The 15,056-nt window shown below is 71.7% G+C and carries 8 protein-coding genes; 3 read left to right on the top strand and 5 right to left on the bottom strand.

Translation table 11 applies throughout. From position 1 onward, the window contains the following. Window positions 1-51 precede the first annotated feature (51 nt). A complete protein-coding gene (locus MYMAC_RS02805; RefSeq protein WP_095956932.1) occupies window positions 52-1,401 on the bottom strand; it encodes a discoidin domain-containing protein in 1,350 nt (449 codons plus the stop codon). Window positions 1,402-1,708: 307 nt separating this feature from the next. Further along, window positions 1,709-3,568, bottom strand: a complete 1,860-nt coding sequence (treZ, locus tag MYMAC_RS02800) for a malto-oligosyltrehalose trehalohydrolase (protein ID WP_095956931.1) — start codon at window positions 3,566-3,568, stop codon at window positions 1,709-1,711. A 240-nt stretch (window positions 3,569-3,808) separates the two neighbouring features. Here treZ and MYMAC_RS02795 point away from each other — a divergent pair, with 240 nt between their 5' ends. Together MYMAC_RS02795 and MYMAC_RS02790 are read left to right on the top strand one after the other, a co-directional pair. Then, window positions 3,809-4,951: an AAA family ATPase gene (locus MYMAC_RS02795; RefSeq protein ID WP_013936317.1), complete on the top strand. Its 1,143-nt coding sequence runs from the start codon at window positions 3,809-3,811 to the stop codon at window positions 4,949-4,951. A 135-nt stretch (window positions 4,952-5,086) separates the two neighbouring features. Beyond that, on the top strand, window positions 5,087-5,467 hold the full coding sequence (locus MYMAC_RS02790; protein WP_013936318.1) for a DUF5335 family protein: 381 nt from the start codon (window positions 5,087-5,089) through the stop codon (window positions 5,465-5,467). A 104-nt stretch (window positions 5,468-5,571) separates the two neighbouring features. On the opposite strand, the gene MYMAC_RS02785 is transcribed toward MYMAC_RS02790, so the two are convergent. Then, window positions 5,572-6,402, bottom strand: coding sequence for a M57 family metalloprotease (locus tag MYMAC_RS02785; protein WP_013936319.1), 831 nt, complete (start codon window positions 6,400-6,402; stop codon window positions 5,572-5,574). Window positions 6,403-6,950: 548 nt separating this feature from the next. Here MYMAC_RS02785 and cls point away from each other — a divergent pair. Then, window positions 6,951-8,417, top strand: coding sequence for a cardiolipin synthase (gene cls / locus MYMAC_RS02780; protein WP_476695882.1), 1,467 nt, complete (start codon window positions 6,951-6,953; stop codon window positions 8,415-8,417). A gap of 52 nt (window positions 8,418-8,469) precedes the next feature. Here cls and MYMAC_RS02775 read toward each other — a convergent pair whose 3' ends face one another. Then, window positions 8,470-9,864, bottom strand: a complete 1,395-nt coding sequence (locus tag MYMAC_RS02775) for an MBL fold metallo-hydrolase (protein WP_095956930.1) — start codon at window positions 9,862-9,864, stop codon at window positions 8,470-8,472. Window positions 9,865-10,131: 267 nt separating this feature from the next. Then, complete coding sequence (locus MYMAC_RS02770) at window positions 10,132-14,790, bottom strand: DNA topoisomerase 3 (RefSeq protein ID WP_095956929.1); 4,659 nt, start codon at window positions 14,788-14,790, stop codon at window positions 10,132-10,134. Window positions 14,791-15,056 lie beyond the last annotated feature (266 nt).

Here is a 15,056-nt window from a genome sequence, read left to right as displayed (position 1 = left end):
CCCCGGCACTCCAGGGGAGCACCGGGGCGGGCGGGGACTGCCGTCAGCGGCTCACTGCTCCGGCGAGATTTCGCGCACGGACAGCCACTTGAAGTCCACGTCGGTGGCGCTGTCCCAGCGGAACACCGCGATGGGGCCGCCCCAGGTGATGGGCATGGCATCCACGCCGCCGCCGCAGTGGCTGGCGTCACCACCCCAGCTCCCCGAGTCCACCATGTCGTAGACCTTCTTCCAGGTCTTCTTGTCGGCGTTCTCGTTGAGGTACATCTCCAGGCGCACGGCGTCCTTGCCGTTGACCTTGGTGTTGCGCATCACCGACTTGAAGCCCACCCAGCGGCCCCGCAGCGCCGAGGTGCCGGACTTGTAGGACGACTGGTCATAGGAGACGTGCCACGTCTCCTTCTGCCAGCGCACGCGGCCGTCATAGTGCAGCGAGCCCTTGTAGCTGCTGCCCTCGCACCCGGAGTGGTTGTCGTTGTGCTTGCCGCCACGCGCGTACCACGCGAAGTTGTCCGACACGTCGGACACGGAGTTGACCTTGATGAAGCCGGTCATCTCGATGTTCCGCCAGTCGTTCGCCGCCTGCATGTAGCCCCGGCTGGCCAGCACGTCCCGGTCATACGTCGGAATCTTGGACGCGCTGTAGCCCGTGGAGGTGAACACGGACATGCGCACCTTGCTGTTCTTCATCTTCCAGGAGCCGTCCGAGTTGCGGCTGATGGTGTTCTGCGGGTCGAAGCGCTTGTCGGACGTCGCGTTGTCCGCCAGGAACCACTGCTCGCCGCCCGACCGGGTCGGGTAGAGCATCTTCACACCGAACTTGTCCTGGGTGGGCTCGGGCTCGGGCTCGGGCTGCGGCTCGGGATTCGGCTCGGGCTCCGGCTGCGGCTCGGGGTCCGGAAGGGTGGAGCCGGAGAGGGCGGCGATGTCCGTGATGCTGCCCCAGGTCGTCTGGGTGCTGCCGTAGAAGGTGATGCGCACGTAGCGGGCGTTCACCGTCGGGAAGGTGACGCGCTCGAAGTCCGCCGACTTCCCGGAGGAGATGCCCACGAAGGCGCGGGTGAACGTGGTGCCGTCCGTCGACGTGGCGATGTCGAAGAGGTTGATGCGCTCGTTGCCACGGAACCAGGCGATGTCCAGGCCGTTCAGCGGCTTCACCGACCCCATGTCGGCGCGAATCCACTGGCCCGCGCCGGAGGCCGACCAGCGCGTGGCCTTGTTGCCGTCAACCGCCATCGAGGGCGGGGTGGGTGCGTCGTAGGAGCTGGCGGTGGCGGAGACGAAGCCTCCAGCAGCCAGCGCGGGCGTCGCGAACGCGCCGACAGCGAGCGAGAACGCGGTGACAGACGTGCGAAAGCGCCTCCATCCCCCCAGGGACGAAGTCGAGTGCTGTCGATTCAAGTGACTACCTCAAGCGAGGCCGCGAGCTTCCGCGACTCACCGGCGAGGCAAGGAGCCCCACCGGAGCGCCGCGTTCCCCCCCGCGGCGCGTGGACTTCCATTCCCGAGCCGCCCCGAAAGCAGGCACCCACGCTTGCGCGCGGAGGCTTTCTCCAGAGGCGGCCAGGAGTGTTACCGACTCAACGTCGGACTGCGGGCCCAAATACCCTTTGAGTCGATATGGAATTCCCACGGCATTTCTTGAGCATGTTTTCAAACATGCCCGCTCGCCCCACGGTGAAACGCGCGCTGAAACAGCACGCGTCTCTCAGTCTTTCGAGGGAAGCCTTATCACAGCCAGAGCCGAACCCTTCAGCCGTACGGTGTCTTGGTTCAATGGCTGCAATTTTTCGGAGCCGCCGAAGCAGGCGTCTTCGGTCCACAGCACCAGCGCCGAGCCGGCGGGCACCGGATATTCCAGCGCGCCGCGCAGGCAGAGCACCACCTGCAGGCGCTGTCCGCCCCCACGCCGTTCGAGCACCAGGGCGTCTGGCCCCAGGGCCCGGGCCTCGTAGCTGCCACGGCCCGTCTCCCGCAGGGCGGGCTCCGTCGCGCGCAGCCGGAGCAGCGCCCGGTAGAGCGCTCGCACGCCCGCATGCCCGGGCTCCTCCGCCTCCGCCCAGTCCAGCCGGGAGCGGGTGAAGGTGTCCTCCGCTTGAGGGTCCGGCACCTCGGCGCCCGCGAAGCGCGCGAAGCCGGCGAACTCCTTGCGCCGGCCCTCCGTGACGAGCCTGCCCAGCTCCGCGTTGTGCTCGGTGAAGTAGAGGAAGGGCGTGTTGGCGTTCCACTCCTGTCCCATGAAGAGCAGCGGCGTGTAGGGCGACAGGAGCAGCAGCCCGCTCATGGCGCGGAAGGCCTGGGGGGTGACGTCGTGCCCCAGCCGCTCGCCGAAGGCCCGGTTGCCCACCTGGTCATGGTTCTGGATGCAGTGGACGAAGCGCCAGGGCTCCAGCCCGTCCGCCTTCGTGCCTCGCGCGTGGCCCAGGTTCTTCGACACCTGCCCTTCGTAGAACCAGCCCTGGTTCAGCGTGCGCGCCAGGTCCTCCGTGCCGCCCGTGTAGTCCTGGTAGTAGCCCTCGCTGTCCCCCGCGAAGGCCCGGCGCAGCTGGTGGTGGAAGTCATCCGCCCACACGCCGTCCAGCCCCAGGCCGCCCTCCGAGGCGGGGCGCAGCAGGCGCCGCTCGTTGCGCTCGTCCTCGGCGATGACATGCACCCGCCGGCCCGGCGCGCAGGCCCGCGCGCGCTCGGCGATTTCGGTGAGCAGGTGCGGCGTGCCGTCGTCGATGATGGCGTGCGCCGCGTCCAGGCGCAGGCCGTCCAGGTGGTAGTCCGCAATCCACATCTCCACGTTGGCCAGCACCTGGGCTCGCGCGTGGGCGCTGCCCTCACCGTCGTAGTTCACCGCGTCGCCCCACGGCGTGTGGTGGCGGCCGGTGAAGTAGTGCGGTGAATAGACACGCAGGTAGTTCCCGTCCGGCCCGAAGTGGTTGTAGACGGCGTCCATCAGCACCGCGAGCCCGTGCGCGTGCGCGGCGTCCACCAGCCGGCGCAGCCCCTCCGGACCACCATAGGCCTGCAAGGGCGCGAAGAGGTCCACGCCGTCGTAGCCCCAGTTGCGCCGCCCCGGGAAGGACGCCACCGGCATCAACTCCAGCGCGGTGATGCCCAGGTCCCTGAGGCCGGCCAGGCGCGGGATGAGCGCCTCGAAGGTGCCTTCGGGCGTGGCCGTGCCCACGTGGACCTCGTAGAGGACCAGCGACTCGGGCGCCACGCCCTTCCAGCCCGCGTCCGTCCAGGGGAAGTCGGGCACCACCACCTCGGAGGGCCCGTGCACGCCCTGCGGCTGCGAGCGCGACCAGGGGTCCGGGAAGGGGCCTTCCCCATCCACGCGCAGCTTGTAGCGCAGCCCCGCGCCCTGGCCCTCCAGCACCGCGCCGAAGCAGTCGCCGGGCTCCGGCGTCATGGGCAGCGCGCGCCCGGGGTTCCCCTGCGCGTCGTGCAGCACCACCTCCACCCGCTGGTGGCCCGGCGCCCAGACGCGCCAGCGCACCCGCTCGCCCGCCTCCACCCATGCCCCCAGCAGAGGCGCCTTCGACCGCGATGCCACAGACTCGTCCGTTGGACTCATGGGCGTGTCCCTGTAATGCGCCACCCCTGCCCTTGAGGAGCACTCCGTGCGGCCGGGCGCGCCCGCCTCGCGGCGGATGTTCACGGGTAGGCACGGCGCCGCGGAGGAATGGGGACCGGAGGACGGTGTTTCCGCGGACACCGGCCCCCCTCTGCTCCGGGGCCCGCCTTGTTCCCCCCGCCCGCCCCCGGGATGATGCGCCCCCCCGGCGGCCGCCCGCCTTTGATTGGAGTCCCTGGCATGAGCATCGTCCACCCTGGCCCGGAGCCGCTGCCCGACCCCTCCGACGACGTGCGCGCGCGCGTCGCCGCCATCGAGGTCCTGTCGCCCCGTGAAATCGACGAGCGGCTGACGGGCCTGGGATACCGGGGCCAGGCGGAGGCGCGGCGCGCGGCGTCCGTGCTGGCCTACCGGCACCTGCGCCGCATCCGCCGCCTGTACCTGGAGGGCCTGCCCCCGGAGCCGGGCACGCGGGAGAACTGCCTCTTCCTGGGGCCCACCGGCTCCGGGAAGACGTTCCTCGTGGAGCTGCTGTTCCGGGAAATCCTCGCCGTGCCCACCGTGCTGGCGGACGCCACGCAGTTCTCCGAAACGGGCTACGTGGGCGACGACGTGAGCACGCTGCTGTCGCGCCTGTACGAGGCCGCGGACCAGGACGCGAGCTGGGCCGCCTGCGGCGTGGTGTGCATGGACGAGTTCGACAAGCTCGCCACCAGCCGCTCCGACAGCCGCTTCGCCGGCCAGCAGACCACGAAGGACGTCAGCGGCTTCGGCGTGCAGCGCGGCCTGCTGCACATGTTGTCCGCGCCCTCCGCGGACTTCCCGCCCGACTTCGGCTTCACCAGCCGGCTGCGGCCCGCCACCATGGACCTGAGCTGCCTCACCTTCATCGCCTGCGGCGCCTTCAGCGGCCTGGGGGCCACCGCGGATGGACTGGCTCGCGGAGAGCACCTGGGCTTCGGCCGCGAGCCGCTCCCCGCGCGCGCGGAGAGCATCGCCTCGCGGGTGACGGAGGAGCAGTTGGAACAGACCACCGCCTTCGCGCGCTACGGCTTCATCCCGGAGCTCATCGGCCGCTTCAACCGGCTGGTCTCCTTCGCCCCCCTGGACGCGGCCACCCTGGGCGACATCCTCCAGCAGAACGTGCTGCGCGCCTACGAGCGCGAGTTCGAGCAGGAAGGGCTGCGGCTGCGCGTGGAGCCCCAGGTGCGGGACTTCGTGGTGGCCCGCGCGCTCAAGCGGGAGACGGGCGCCCGGGGGCTGCGCACCACGCTCGCCCCCCTGCTGGAGCGCGCGGCGTACGAGCACTTCGGCCAGCGGGACACCGCCGCCACGCTCCGGCTGACGCTCCAGGCCGGTGAGGTCCAGGCCCGTCTGGAGTAGCCACGCGGGGACGGCCGGCGCCCGGAGCGCCCGTCCGCGCTGATGCCGACACGCCAGGGGAGCAGGCCCGCTCCACACCCCGCGTGCACACGCCTTACGGTTCTGCTGGGCACTGGAATCCGGAGGGCAGACACCATGCATCACACTCGGGAGATACCCAAGGAGGGCTGGGCGGACTACCTGTCCCTGCTCAGCAACCTGGAGCGCGACCATTGGGTGCGCATCGAGACGGAGAGCGCGGACTTCGGCGACCAGCCGCTGGCCGGCCGGCTGCCGCTGGTGGAGATTGGCCTGGAGCCAAAGGGGAGCGACCGGGGCGCCGTCGAAATCATCGTGGGCCGCCCGGGGGGCGAAGTCACACACCGCATCCTGAAGCCCGACCACATCTACGCGGACGAGAGCGAGAGCGGCGAGCTGGAGTGCCTCGACATCGAGGACGCGGACCACGTGAAGACGCTCATCTACTTCGAGCCGGCCCGCGCCGGCGAGGAGCCCTCCATCGGCGCGCCCTCCTGACGATGCGGCCGGAGGGCGCGTCCCCCCGCGGGAAGCGCCCTCCGGCCCGACAGCCGCCCCGGCCGCGCCACGGCCAGGACGGGTGCCCATGTTCCTGAGAGGGATTACGGGTACAGCGCGCGGGCGCCCTGCTGGTCCAGGCTGGTGAGCACCAGGTCGCGCGTCTGGGTGCCGTTGCACTGCGGGTAGTGCATCACGGACGAGCGGTCATACGTGCTGGTCAGCGCGCGCCACTGGCTGTCCTCGTAGCAGCCGCTGCCCGTGGAGCGGGTGTGCTCGTGACGGAAGCCCAGCACGTGGCCCAGCTCGTGGCGCATGATGCCCGTCAGCGTCCAGGGCGAGATGTTGCCGAAGGCGCTGCCGTCCACCAGCACGTTGCGGCCGGAGCGCCCGGAGTTCGGGAAGAAGGCGCGCGCCAGGTACTGGCCGCCCGCATTCACGGGGCGCACGTCGAACAGCACGTTCGCCTGCGACGCGGTGCAGCTCGAGTCGTACTGGGTGAGGTGCGTGAAGTTGACGTTCGCCGCCGCCTCCCAGGCCGCCGTGGCGGCGTTCATCGCGTTCACCACCGCCGTCTTGTTGGCGCCGAACGTGCTGCTGACGCAATAGGTCAGGTTCCGCGCCTGGGTGGCGCTCCACCTCACGTCGCCGCTGACCGCCTTGGTGGGGCTCGTGTTGTAGACGGCCAGGCCACCCCGGGCCGTGCCCAGCTCCGCCGCGATGGCGTTGTCGAAGAAGGCGCGCAGCTCCTCCTCGCTGTCCAGCGCCATGTCGCCGTCGAAAATCAGCTTGCCTTCGGGGTCCTCCACCACGGACGCCCGGAACGCCTCCCACGTCAGCTTCTGCTGCTCGGCCTCGGGGGCCTCCGAGCTACCGCACGCGGAACCGAGAAGGGACACACCAGCCACCAGTGCAACGGAGCGGAACTTGCGCATCTTCACTTTCCTCTGACGACCACTTCGGGGGACGCACCCGCCGTCCGGCGCCTGGCGCCTGATGCGGCACGGTGCGCTCCGGGCTTGAGCAACTCCCGCGCCAGACTGACGCCCAGAGGACAGAACCGGATTCAAAGCCTTCAATGGACAACATGGACTCCAAGTTTGAACACAAACAGCGTAAACGATTGTGACACCGCCGCTGGCAAGGCCGCGGCGCCACGGAGGAATCACGCCCTTCGCGCGGAGCGCTCCAAAAGCAGACAGGGCTGTCCATGAATCAGGCACCGGCCCATGGGTCAGGCCCACGCCACGGGACGCAAAACGCCCGTTGCAAAATGCCAGTCATTGGATAATGCAATCACATACGGCCGGCATCAACGCCGGCGGTGCAACGTGGAGGCGATTCTTCAGCGGGGCCGCACCGCTCGCCGCGTTTCTGGAAGGAACCCCGTACGCCGGGTGCCGCGTCGATTCCCGACGCCCCGGGTCCGGAGCGCCTGCCCGGGCGCTTCCGGGCGTGATAGGCGGGAGCGCTGGACCTTCCCGTGGACCTGCCCCCGTTCGACATCCCCGCGTGGTTGGAGGTGGCCTGGCCCCACGTGGTGGCGGCGCTGACGCTCCTCATCAGCGTGCTGACCAGCGCGCACGCGGTGCTGCACAAGCGGGACGTGCGCGCCGCCGTGGGGTGGGTGGGGCTGGCGTGGCTGGTGCCGGTGCTGGGCGGGGTGCTGTACGTGCTGCTGGGCATCAACCGCATCCGGCGCAAGGCCCGGTCGTTGATGCTGAAACAGGAGCACGGCCGCTTCCTGCCAGCGCCCGAAGTGGCCCCCATGAAGGCGGAGCGCCTGAGCGAGCCCCACCCGGAGGCGGCGCCCCTGGCCCCCCTGGTCCGGCTGGGCGACGCGGTGGTGGGCCGGCCGCTGCTGCCGGGCAACCGCATCACCGTGCTGGAGTCCCGCCAGGACGCCTACCCCGCGATGCTGGAGGCGATTGAGGCGGCGCGCGGCTCCATCACCCTGTGCAGCTACATCTTCGACAATGACGCGGCGGGCCGGCGCTTCGTGGAGGCGCTGGGCGCGGCGGTGCGGCGCGGCGTGGAGGTGCGGGTGCTGGTGGACGCGGTGGGCTCGCGCTACACGTGGCCGCCCATCCTGGGCCGGCTGCGGCGCGCGGGGGTGCGCGCCGCGCGCTTCCTGCCCTCGCTGATGCCCTACCGGCTGCCCTTCGCCAACCTGCGCAACCACCGCAAGCTGCTGGTGGTGGACGGGCGCGTGGGCTTCACCGGCGGCATGAACATCCGCAAGGCCTTCTGGCCCGGTGAGCACGCCGCGGTGGACCTGCACTTCCGCGTGGACGGGCCCCTGGTGGGGCAGCTCCAGGAGACCTTCGCCGAGGACTGGGCCTTCACCACGCGCGAGCGGCTGAGCGGCGCCGCGTGGTTTCCCCCGCTGGCCGCCGCGGGCACCGTGCTGGCCCGGGGTATCGCGGACGGCCCGGACGAGGACTTCGAGTCGCTGCGCACCGTGCTGCTGGGCGCGCTGGCCACCGCGCGCGCGTCGGTGCGCATCGTCACGCCCTACTTCCTCCCGGACGCGGCGCTCATCACCGCGTTGAGCGTGGCGGCGCTGCGCGGCGTCCAGGTGGACATCCTGCTGCCGGAGAAGGGCAACCTGCCGCTGGTGCAGTGGGCCACCTACGCGCAGCTCTGGCAGGTGCTGCGGCCCGGCTGCCGCATCTTCCTCACCGCCCCGCCCTTCGACCACACGAAGCTGATGGTGGTGGATGGCGTGTGGTCGCTCATCGGCTCGGCCAACTGGGACCCGCGCTCGCTGCGGCTCAACTTCGAGTTCAACGTGGAGTGCTACGACGCCGCGCTGGCCTCGGCGCTGGAGGGCGTCGTCGCGGCGCGGCTGCGCCACGCGCGACCGCTCACCATCGCCCAGGTGGACGCGCGCCCGCTTCCCGTCCGGCTGCGGGATGGGCTGGCGCGGCTGCTGTCGCCCTACCTGTAGGCGCGCGCGCCGCGGCGAACGCGAGGTGCTGGGCGCGGCGCGGGCGGGGCTCCTAGAGCAGCGCGCGGCGCATCCGCCAGAAGGTCTCCTTGGCGGCGCGGAAGCCCAGCGAGTCCTGGGGCAGCAGCGTGCGCAGCAGCTCCGCGGACTGCGTCTGCAAGGGCCGCACGCAGTGCGTCTCCACCTGGGCGCGCAGGAAGCCCAGCGGATCTCTCCGGCGGTAGTCCGCGAAGTAGGTCCGCAGCTCGTTGCGCGTGCGCGCCTTCCCGTTGTCCGCGTACTTGGCCACGTAGGGGCTGAAGTCCGGGTAGAGGCGCCCCGCGCCGAAGTCGCCGTGCAGCGTCGTCTTCATGAAGTTGCCGATGAGCAGGTCGTCGAAGACCTGGTAGCGCACCGCCATCATCAGCGAGCCACGCGGCGCCTCGAAGGTGATGCCACGCTGGAAGCGGCCGCGGTTCAGCTCCACCACGTGCTCCCGGCCGCCCACGCGGAAGCACAGGAAGTCCAGCGTGCGCCCCAGGTGCTCCACGCCCCGGAAGTAGGCACCGAGCGTCCTCACCTCGTCCGTGTCGAGCTGTTCGCTCCAGTCGTCGCCGAAGGCCTTGGGGTCCACCGGGCGGATGACGCGCTCCGGGGGCTGGATGCGCTCCGTCTGGCCGCGGATGAAGTCATGGCGGATGAAGGCGGGCAGCAGCGTGCAGTCGCGGGACTCGAAGCCCCGGCCGTAGTCCTCCAGCGTGGTGGTGTACTCGGAGGCCCAGAGGCTGTCGGCCCGCTGGTACTTGTGCATGGAGCTGAAGGGGATGAAGTAGCGCACCCCGTAGAACTCCGCCTGCCGGGCAATGGTCCGCCCCACGGGCGTCTTCGCCGCGGCATGGGGGGTGATGCGCTGCCCCTGCTCGGTGAAGAAGTTCATCATGTCCGCGTCGCCGTACCCGGACAGCGCCAGCAGGTAGGACTCCTGGTACCCGCTGACCACCTTGCGCACGAAGCGCCCCGCCCCGCGGTCCCCGGCGTCGTTGAGGTTCACCAGCAGCCGCCCGTCCATGTCCACCAGCAGGACGGCGTCCTGGTTCAGGTCCGGCAGACACATGACGCGGATGCGCGGCGAGAGCTGCGTCCACACCCGGTCCACCAGCACGTGCACCTTGAAGCCCTGCTCGCACAGGTCGTCCCGCATGCGGTTGCCGAAGTGGTTCGGTATCAGCAGCGTGCGCGCGCGCAGCACGTCCAGCGACTCCATGCTGAGGTGGTCCGGATGGCCGTGGGACAGCCACACATAGGGGCAGGCCCGGATGGCCTGGCGCTGCGCCTCGGGAATCTCATGGGACAGCGTCCAGCTCCCGAAGTACGCGCTGCCGTCCGTCCACGGGTCCGTCACCAGCACCGGACCGTGGTCGTGGCAGATGAGCGTGGCGTTTCCAATCGTCTCGAAGCCCAGTTCCATCGCGTGTCCCCCTCTTCCTCCTGCGTCGCTCGCAGGTCCGCCGGATTGGCCGGACGAACGTGACGCTGGGCGGACACCGGCTGCACTGCCCCACGGCAGGGTGAAGATGATTCGTTGCCTGGACGGACGCCCTGCGCTCCTGCGGGCATGGCGCCGCGTGCCCCTGGCGCGCCTCGCGGCCCCCTTGCCCGGGAATCCCGGCGGCGCGGCGGGGAAAGGCCCTGCCCTCCCTGGGCATGGCGCCGCCCCGTCCGCGGGCAACCAGGCTCAGCGCCTGCGCGCCACGAGGGAGAGAATCTGCGCGCCGTAGCGCTCCGTGAGGGAAGGCCCCACCCCGTGGATGGCCATCAACTCCGAGCCATTCTCCGGGCAGGACACGGCGATGGCCTCCAGCACCCGGTCGGTGAGGATGCGGAAGGCGGGCACGCGCCGCTTGCGCGCCTCCGCCAGCCGCCAGGCCTTCAGGGACTCCACCAGCACGGGCGCGGGCGCGGCGCGCGCGGAGCCCGAGGCGACCTTTCGCGGCGCGCGAATGGCGGAGCCCGCCCCCTTCGCCGCGCGGGAGGTGCGCTTGCCCGAGGCGCGTTTCGAGCGCCCCGTCTCCGCGCCCTTGCGCCGCTTGCGCTTGGAGGCCTGCTCCAGGGGCATGGGCAGGAGGACCTGCTGGGGGTCCACCCCGCGCGTGCGCCGGCCCTCTTCGGTCAGGGCCAGGCGCTGGAACGAGATGACCTGCCCGTCCTTGTCGAACGAGTCCACCTCCAGGCGCGTCAGCCCGGCGCGCACCAGCCCGCCCACCAGCCGCTCGAAGTCGCGCCGGGGCAGGGACTCACCGAACAGCTCGCGGTGGAGCCGTCCGGTGGCCTGGCCATCCCGCTCCTGGAGCGACTCCAGGATGCGCTCCAGCCAGTGCCGCTCCGAGGCGGTGGGCTCGGCGAAGCGCAGCGTGGCGCAGTCCTCCGGCGCGCAGACGTCGCACAGGCCACACGGCTCGCCGGAGTCCTGGGTGTCGCCGAAGTGCCCCACGAGCTGCTTCATCCGGCAGCCATGGGCCTCCGCGTAGCGCCCCATCTGCTCCAGGTGCAGCAGCTTGCGCTCTCGCTGGGCGGTGTACGCCGCGGACCAGTTCGGCCGCCCGCGCATCACCGTCTCGTCGGGCGTCATGACGACGCCGCCGTGAATCCAGAGCTGCTCCAGCGCCTTGTCGAAGACCTCGGGGTCGCTCCGCACGCGGCCCTGGAGCACGGCCTTGGGCTCGAGCTGCGGGGCGGTGCACTGGAACAGCCGCTCCAGCACGTACGTCTCCGGGTAGTCGCGCCGGTGGAAGAACTCGTGCGTGCGCCGGTCGATGTACGAGTGCAGCAGCACCGCGCGCGACGGCTTTCCGTCGCGGCCCGCGCGGCCCAGCTCCTGGTAGTAGCCCTCCAGGCTGGCGGGCAGCGCCGCGTGGATGACGGTGCGCACGTCCGGCTTGTCGATGCCCATGCCGAACGCCGTGGTGGCCACGATGACCTCCAGCGCGCCCCGGAGGAACTCCGCCTGCACCCGGTCCCGCTCCGAGGGCTGGAGCCCCGCGTGGTACGCGGCGGCGGGGAACTCCCCCGCGAGCTGGTCCGCGAGCTGCTCGGCGTGCTTGCGCGTGGCCGCGTAGACGATGGCGGGCCGGTTCTCCTCGTCCTGGAGCAGGCCCTGGATGGCGTCGCCGCGCGCGCCGGGGTTCAGCTCGCGCACCTCGATGGCGATGTTGGTGCGGCGGAAGCCATGGATGAAGGTGCGCGCCTTCCCTCCAGCGCCATGCAGGCCGAGCTGCTGGACGATGTCCCGCTGCACGTCCGGCGTGGCGGTGGCGGTGAGCGCCACCACGGGCGCGGGGCGCAGCAGGGGCAGGCGCGCGCCCAGCAGCCGGTAGTCCGGACGGAAGTCGTGGCCCCACTGGGAGATGCAGTGCGCCTCGTCCACCGCGATGAGCGCGGGCGTGCGCCGCGCCAGGAACTCCACGAAGCCCGGGACGCCGAGCCGCTCGGGCGCGATGAACAGGAAGTCGAGCTTGTCCTCCAGGTAGTCCGCGCACACCTGCCTCGACGCGGCCCGGTCCCTTCCGGAGTGGATGCGGTCCGCCGCGAACCCCAGCGACTGGAGCCGGGCCACCTGGTCCTCCATCAGCGCGATGAGCGGGCTCACCACCAGGGTGGTGCCCGCGCGCGCCAGGCCCGGGAGCTGGTAGCAGAGCGACTTGCCCGCGCCCGTGGGCATCACGAGCAGCAGGTCCTCGCCCGCGGTGGCCGCGCGGCACACGGCCTCCTGGTACGGCCGGAACTCGGAGAAGCCGAACGCCGACTTCAGCAGCGGGCGAAGCGCCTCCGGCGCCGTCGGCGCGCGCCGCACCCGCTCCGGCCGCTGCCCGGTGGACGCGGCGGCCGCGGTGGCCCGGGCCCGGTTCACCGGCGCGCGAGCGGCGCCCGTGTCCCCCCAGGCCCCGGCGCTCCAGCCCGCGCCGTCCGCCCGTGGAGGGCGTGAGGCCGGTCCGCCGCCCGGTGACAGGGAGGAAGACAGCGTCTCCTCGGGGGGCGCCGAGCGCCCCATGGCGCCCGAGGCCCGGGTCCGCCGGCCCTCGAAGAGCGGCGCCGAAGCCTCCGAGGAGGCCCCGCGTTGCCCATGGCCTGTCGCACCCGCGGCGGCATCCGCGAGGCGCTCCGCGGCCTCGGACGCCCATTGCCGGCCCTGCGCCAGTGCGCCATCTGCGGCGCCGGAGCGGTGCGCGGCGGCTGGCCCCTCGAAAGTCCCCTGCCGTCCCCAGCCCTGCGGCTCCACGGACGCGCCATGCCCGCCCGAGCCCCGAGCCCACTCGCCCGTCCCCAGCGCCGCGCCACCCGCTCCTGGCGGCGCCCGCACGACTTCGTTCCGCTGCGCCGCGGACGGCCTCGGCGGCGGGGTGGCGCCGTGGCCGACCACCTCGATGACATACGCCTCGATGCCGCGAATGAACTCGTCGAGCTGGCCCTCGCCGCGCTCGATGCGCTGGAGCCACGCTTCCCACTGCCCCGTCATGGCCGGCGTCTTCACGTCCGGGTGCACCACCTGGATGAGGTGGATGCCCTTCTCCGTGGCCTCCATCACCTTGCCCCGGCGGCGCAGGTACTCGCGGTCCAGCAGCACCTCGATGATGGCCGCGCGGGTGGCGGGCGTCCCCAGGCCCGTCTCGCGCATCGCGTCCGCGAGCTCCTTCTCATCCAGCGCCCGTCCCGCGGACTCCATGGCCGTCAGCAGCGTCGCGTCCGTGAAGCGCGGCGGCGGACGCGTGCGCTTCTTCACCGCCTCCACGTCCTCCACCGACTGCGGCTGCGCGCGCTCCAGCCCCGACGGCAGCGTCTGGGGTTCGTCTTCCGGCTCCCGCTCCGCGTCCTCGCCCTTGCGCGGCTCCGCCTTGAGGCGCGGCGCCTTCTGCCCACCGCCGATGTCCAGCACCTTCCAGCCCACCCGCTCCACCTGGGTGCCCGTGCTCTGGAAGCGGTCCACCACCGGCGGCGCCCCTGGCGACGTCACCGCGGTGATGACCGTGGTGACCCGCCACACGTGGTCCTCGTGCCACGCCTGGAGCAGGCGGCGGCACACCAGGTCATAGACGCGCTGCTCGTCGGGAGACAGCCGCACCCCGCCCGGCGACGTGGGCGTGGGGATGATGGCGTGGTGGTCCGTCACCTTCGCGTCGTCCACGTACCGCCTGCCCAGCGCCCGCGCCCCCGTGCCAGCGGCCAGGTCCTCCTCATAAGGCGCGCGGATGGCGTTCACCACCTCCGGCAACGTGTCCGCCACCGTGCGTGACAGGTGCCGGCTGGCGGTGCGCGGATAGCTCAAGAGCTTGTGCTTCTCATAGAGCGCCTGCGCCACCTCCAGCGTCCGCTGCGCGCTGAAGCCATGGAGCCGGTTGGCGTGCCGCTGCAGCTCCGTCAAGTCATAGAGGAGCGGAGGCGCCATCCGCTTCTCCTCCGCCTCCAGCGACTCGATGACGGCCCGGCCGGCGCGCACGCGGTCGATGACGGCCCGCGCCTCCACGCCGTTCGCGTCCAGCCGCCGGGCCTCCCGCACGCCCTCGAAGCCCGGGGGCGCCACGGGCTTGCCGTCCGGCCCCGAGCGGAACCACGTGCCCTTGTATCGCGCGTCCGGCGGCGCGCCCTTCGCCCGGGGCGCGAAGGTGGCCACCACCTCCAGGTAGTCGCGCGGCACGAAGTCACGGATGGCCAGCTCGCGCTCCACCACCATGGCCAGCGTGGGCGTCTGCACCCGGCCCACGCTCAACATCTCCCCATGGCCCCCGTGCGCCAGCGTGTACAGGCGCGACAGGTTCATCCCCACCAGCCAGTCCGCCCGGCTGCGCCCCATGGCCGCGGCGGCCAGCGGCTCGTAGTCCCGTCCGTCCGCGAGCCGGCGGAACCCGTCCTGGATGGCCCGCTCCGTCAGCGACGACACCCACAGCCGGCGCACCGGCTTGCGGCACCCCGCCGCGTCGTAGATGTAACGGAAGATGAGCTCACCTTCGCGCCCGGCGTCCGTGGCGCACACCACCTCGGACACCTCCGGCGCGTTGAGCACCTGTTTCACCACCTCGAACTGGCTGCGCGTCTCCTTGGAGACCACCAGCGGCCAGTCCGCCGGGAGCATGGGCAGCAGCGCGCGGCTCCACTTCTTCCAATCCGCGCGAATCTCATGGGGCTGCGCCAGGCCCACCAGATGTCCGATGGCCCACGTCACCACGTAGCCATTGCCGCGCAGCCAGCCCTCGCCGCGCTCATTCGCCCCCAGCACCCGGGCGAGGTCGCGCGCCACGGACGGCTTCTCCGCCAGCACGGCCACCAGGGAGGGACGCGCCTGGGCCCTGCTCGCCGCGCCGTCCCGTCCTCCGCGCCTGTCCTCCCGGGGCGTCTCGCCCATCGCTTCCCACCTCATGTGCCCTGTCCCCTCCCGCCCGCCACACCACCCACCAGGGAGGGAGCCTGGAGACGTGGTGTGAGCCACTCCCCTATCGTGTCAGGCTGACATCGCCGAGTCCCGCCTCGCCCTACCCCTGGCGCCTGCTTGCCCCACGGCCCACCCGCCACCTTCCAGGTCTCCAAGAAGGCGCGAAAATCGGGCCCCGCCAACACCCCGTGAAACGCGCCAGACACGCTGGCGCGCTCGCGCAAGCAATTGGCGCGGAA

The sequence above is a fragment of the Corallococcus macrosporus DSM 14697 genome, from assembly GCF_002305895.1.
Taxonomy (GTDB): domain Bacteria; phylum Myxococcota; class Myxococcia; order Myxococcales; family Myxococcaceae; genus Myxococcus; species Myxococcus macrosporus.
The sequence above is the reverse complement of the archived record's forward strand: the minus strand, read 5'-3'. Positions and strand labels throughout refer to the sequence as shown.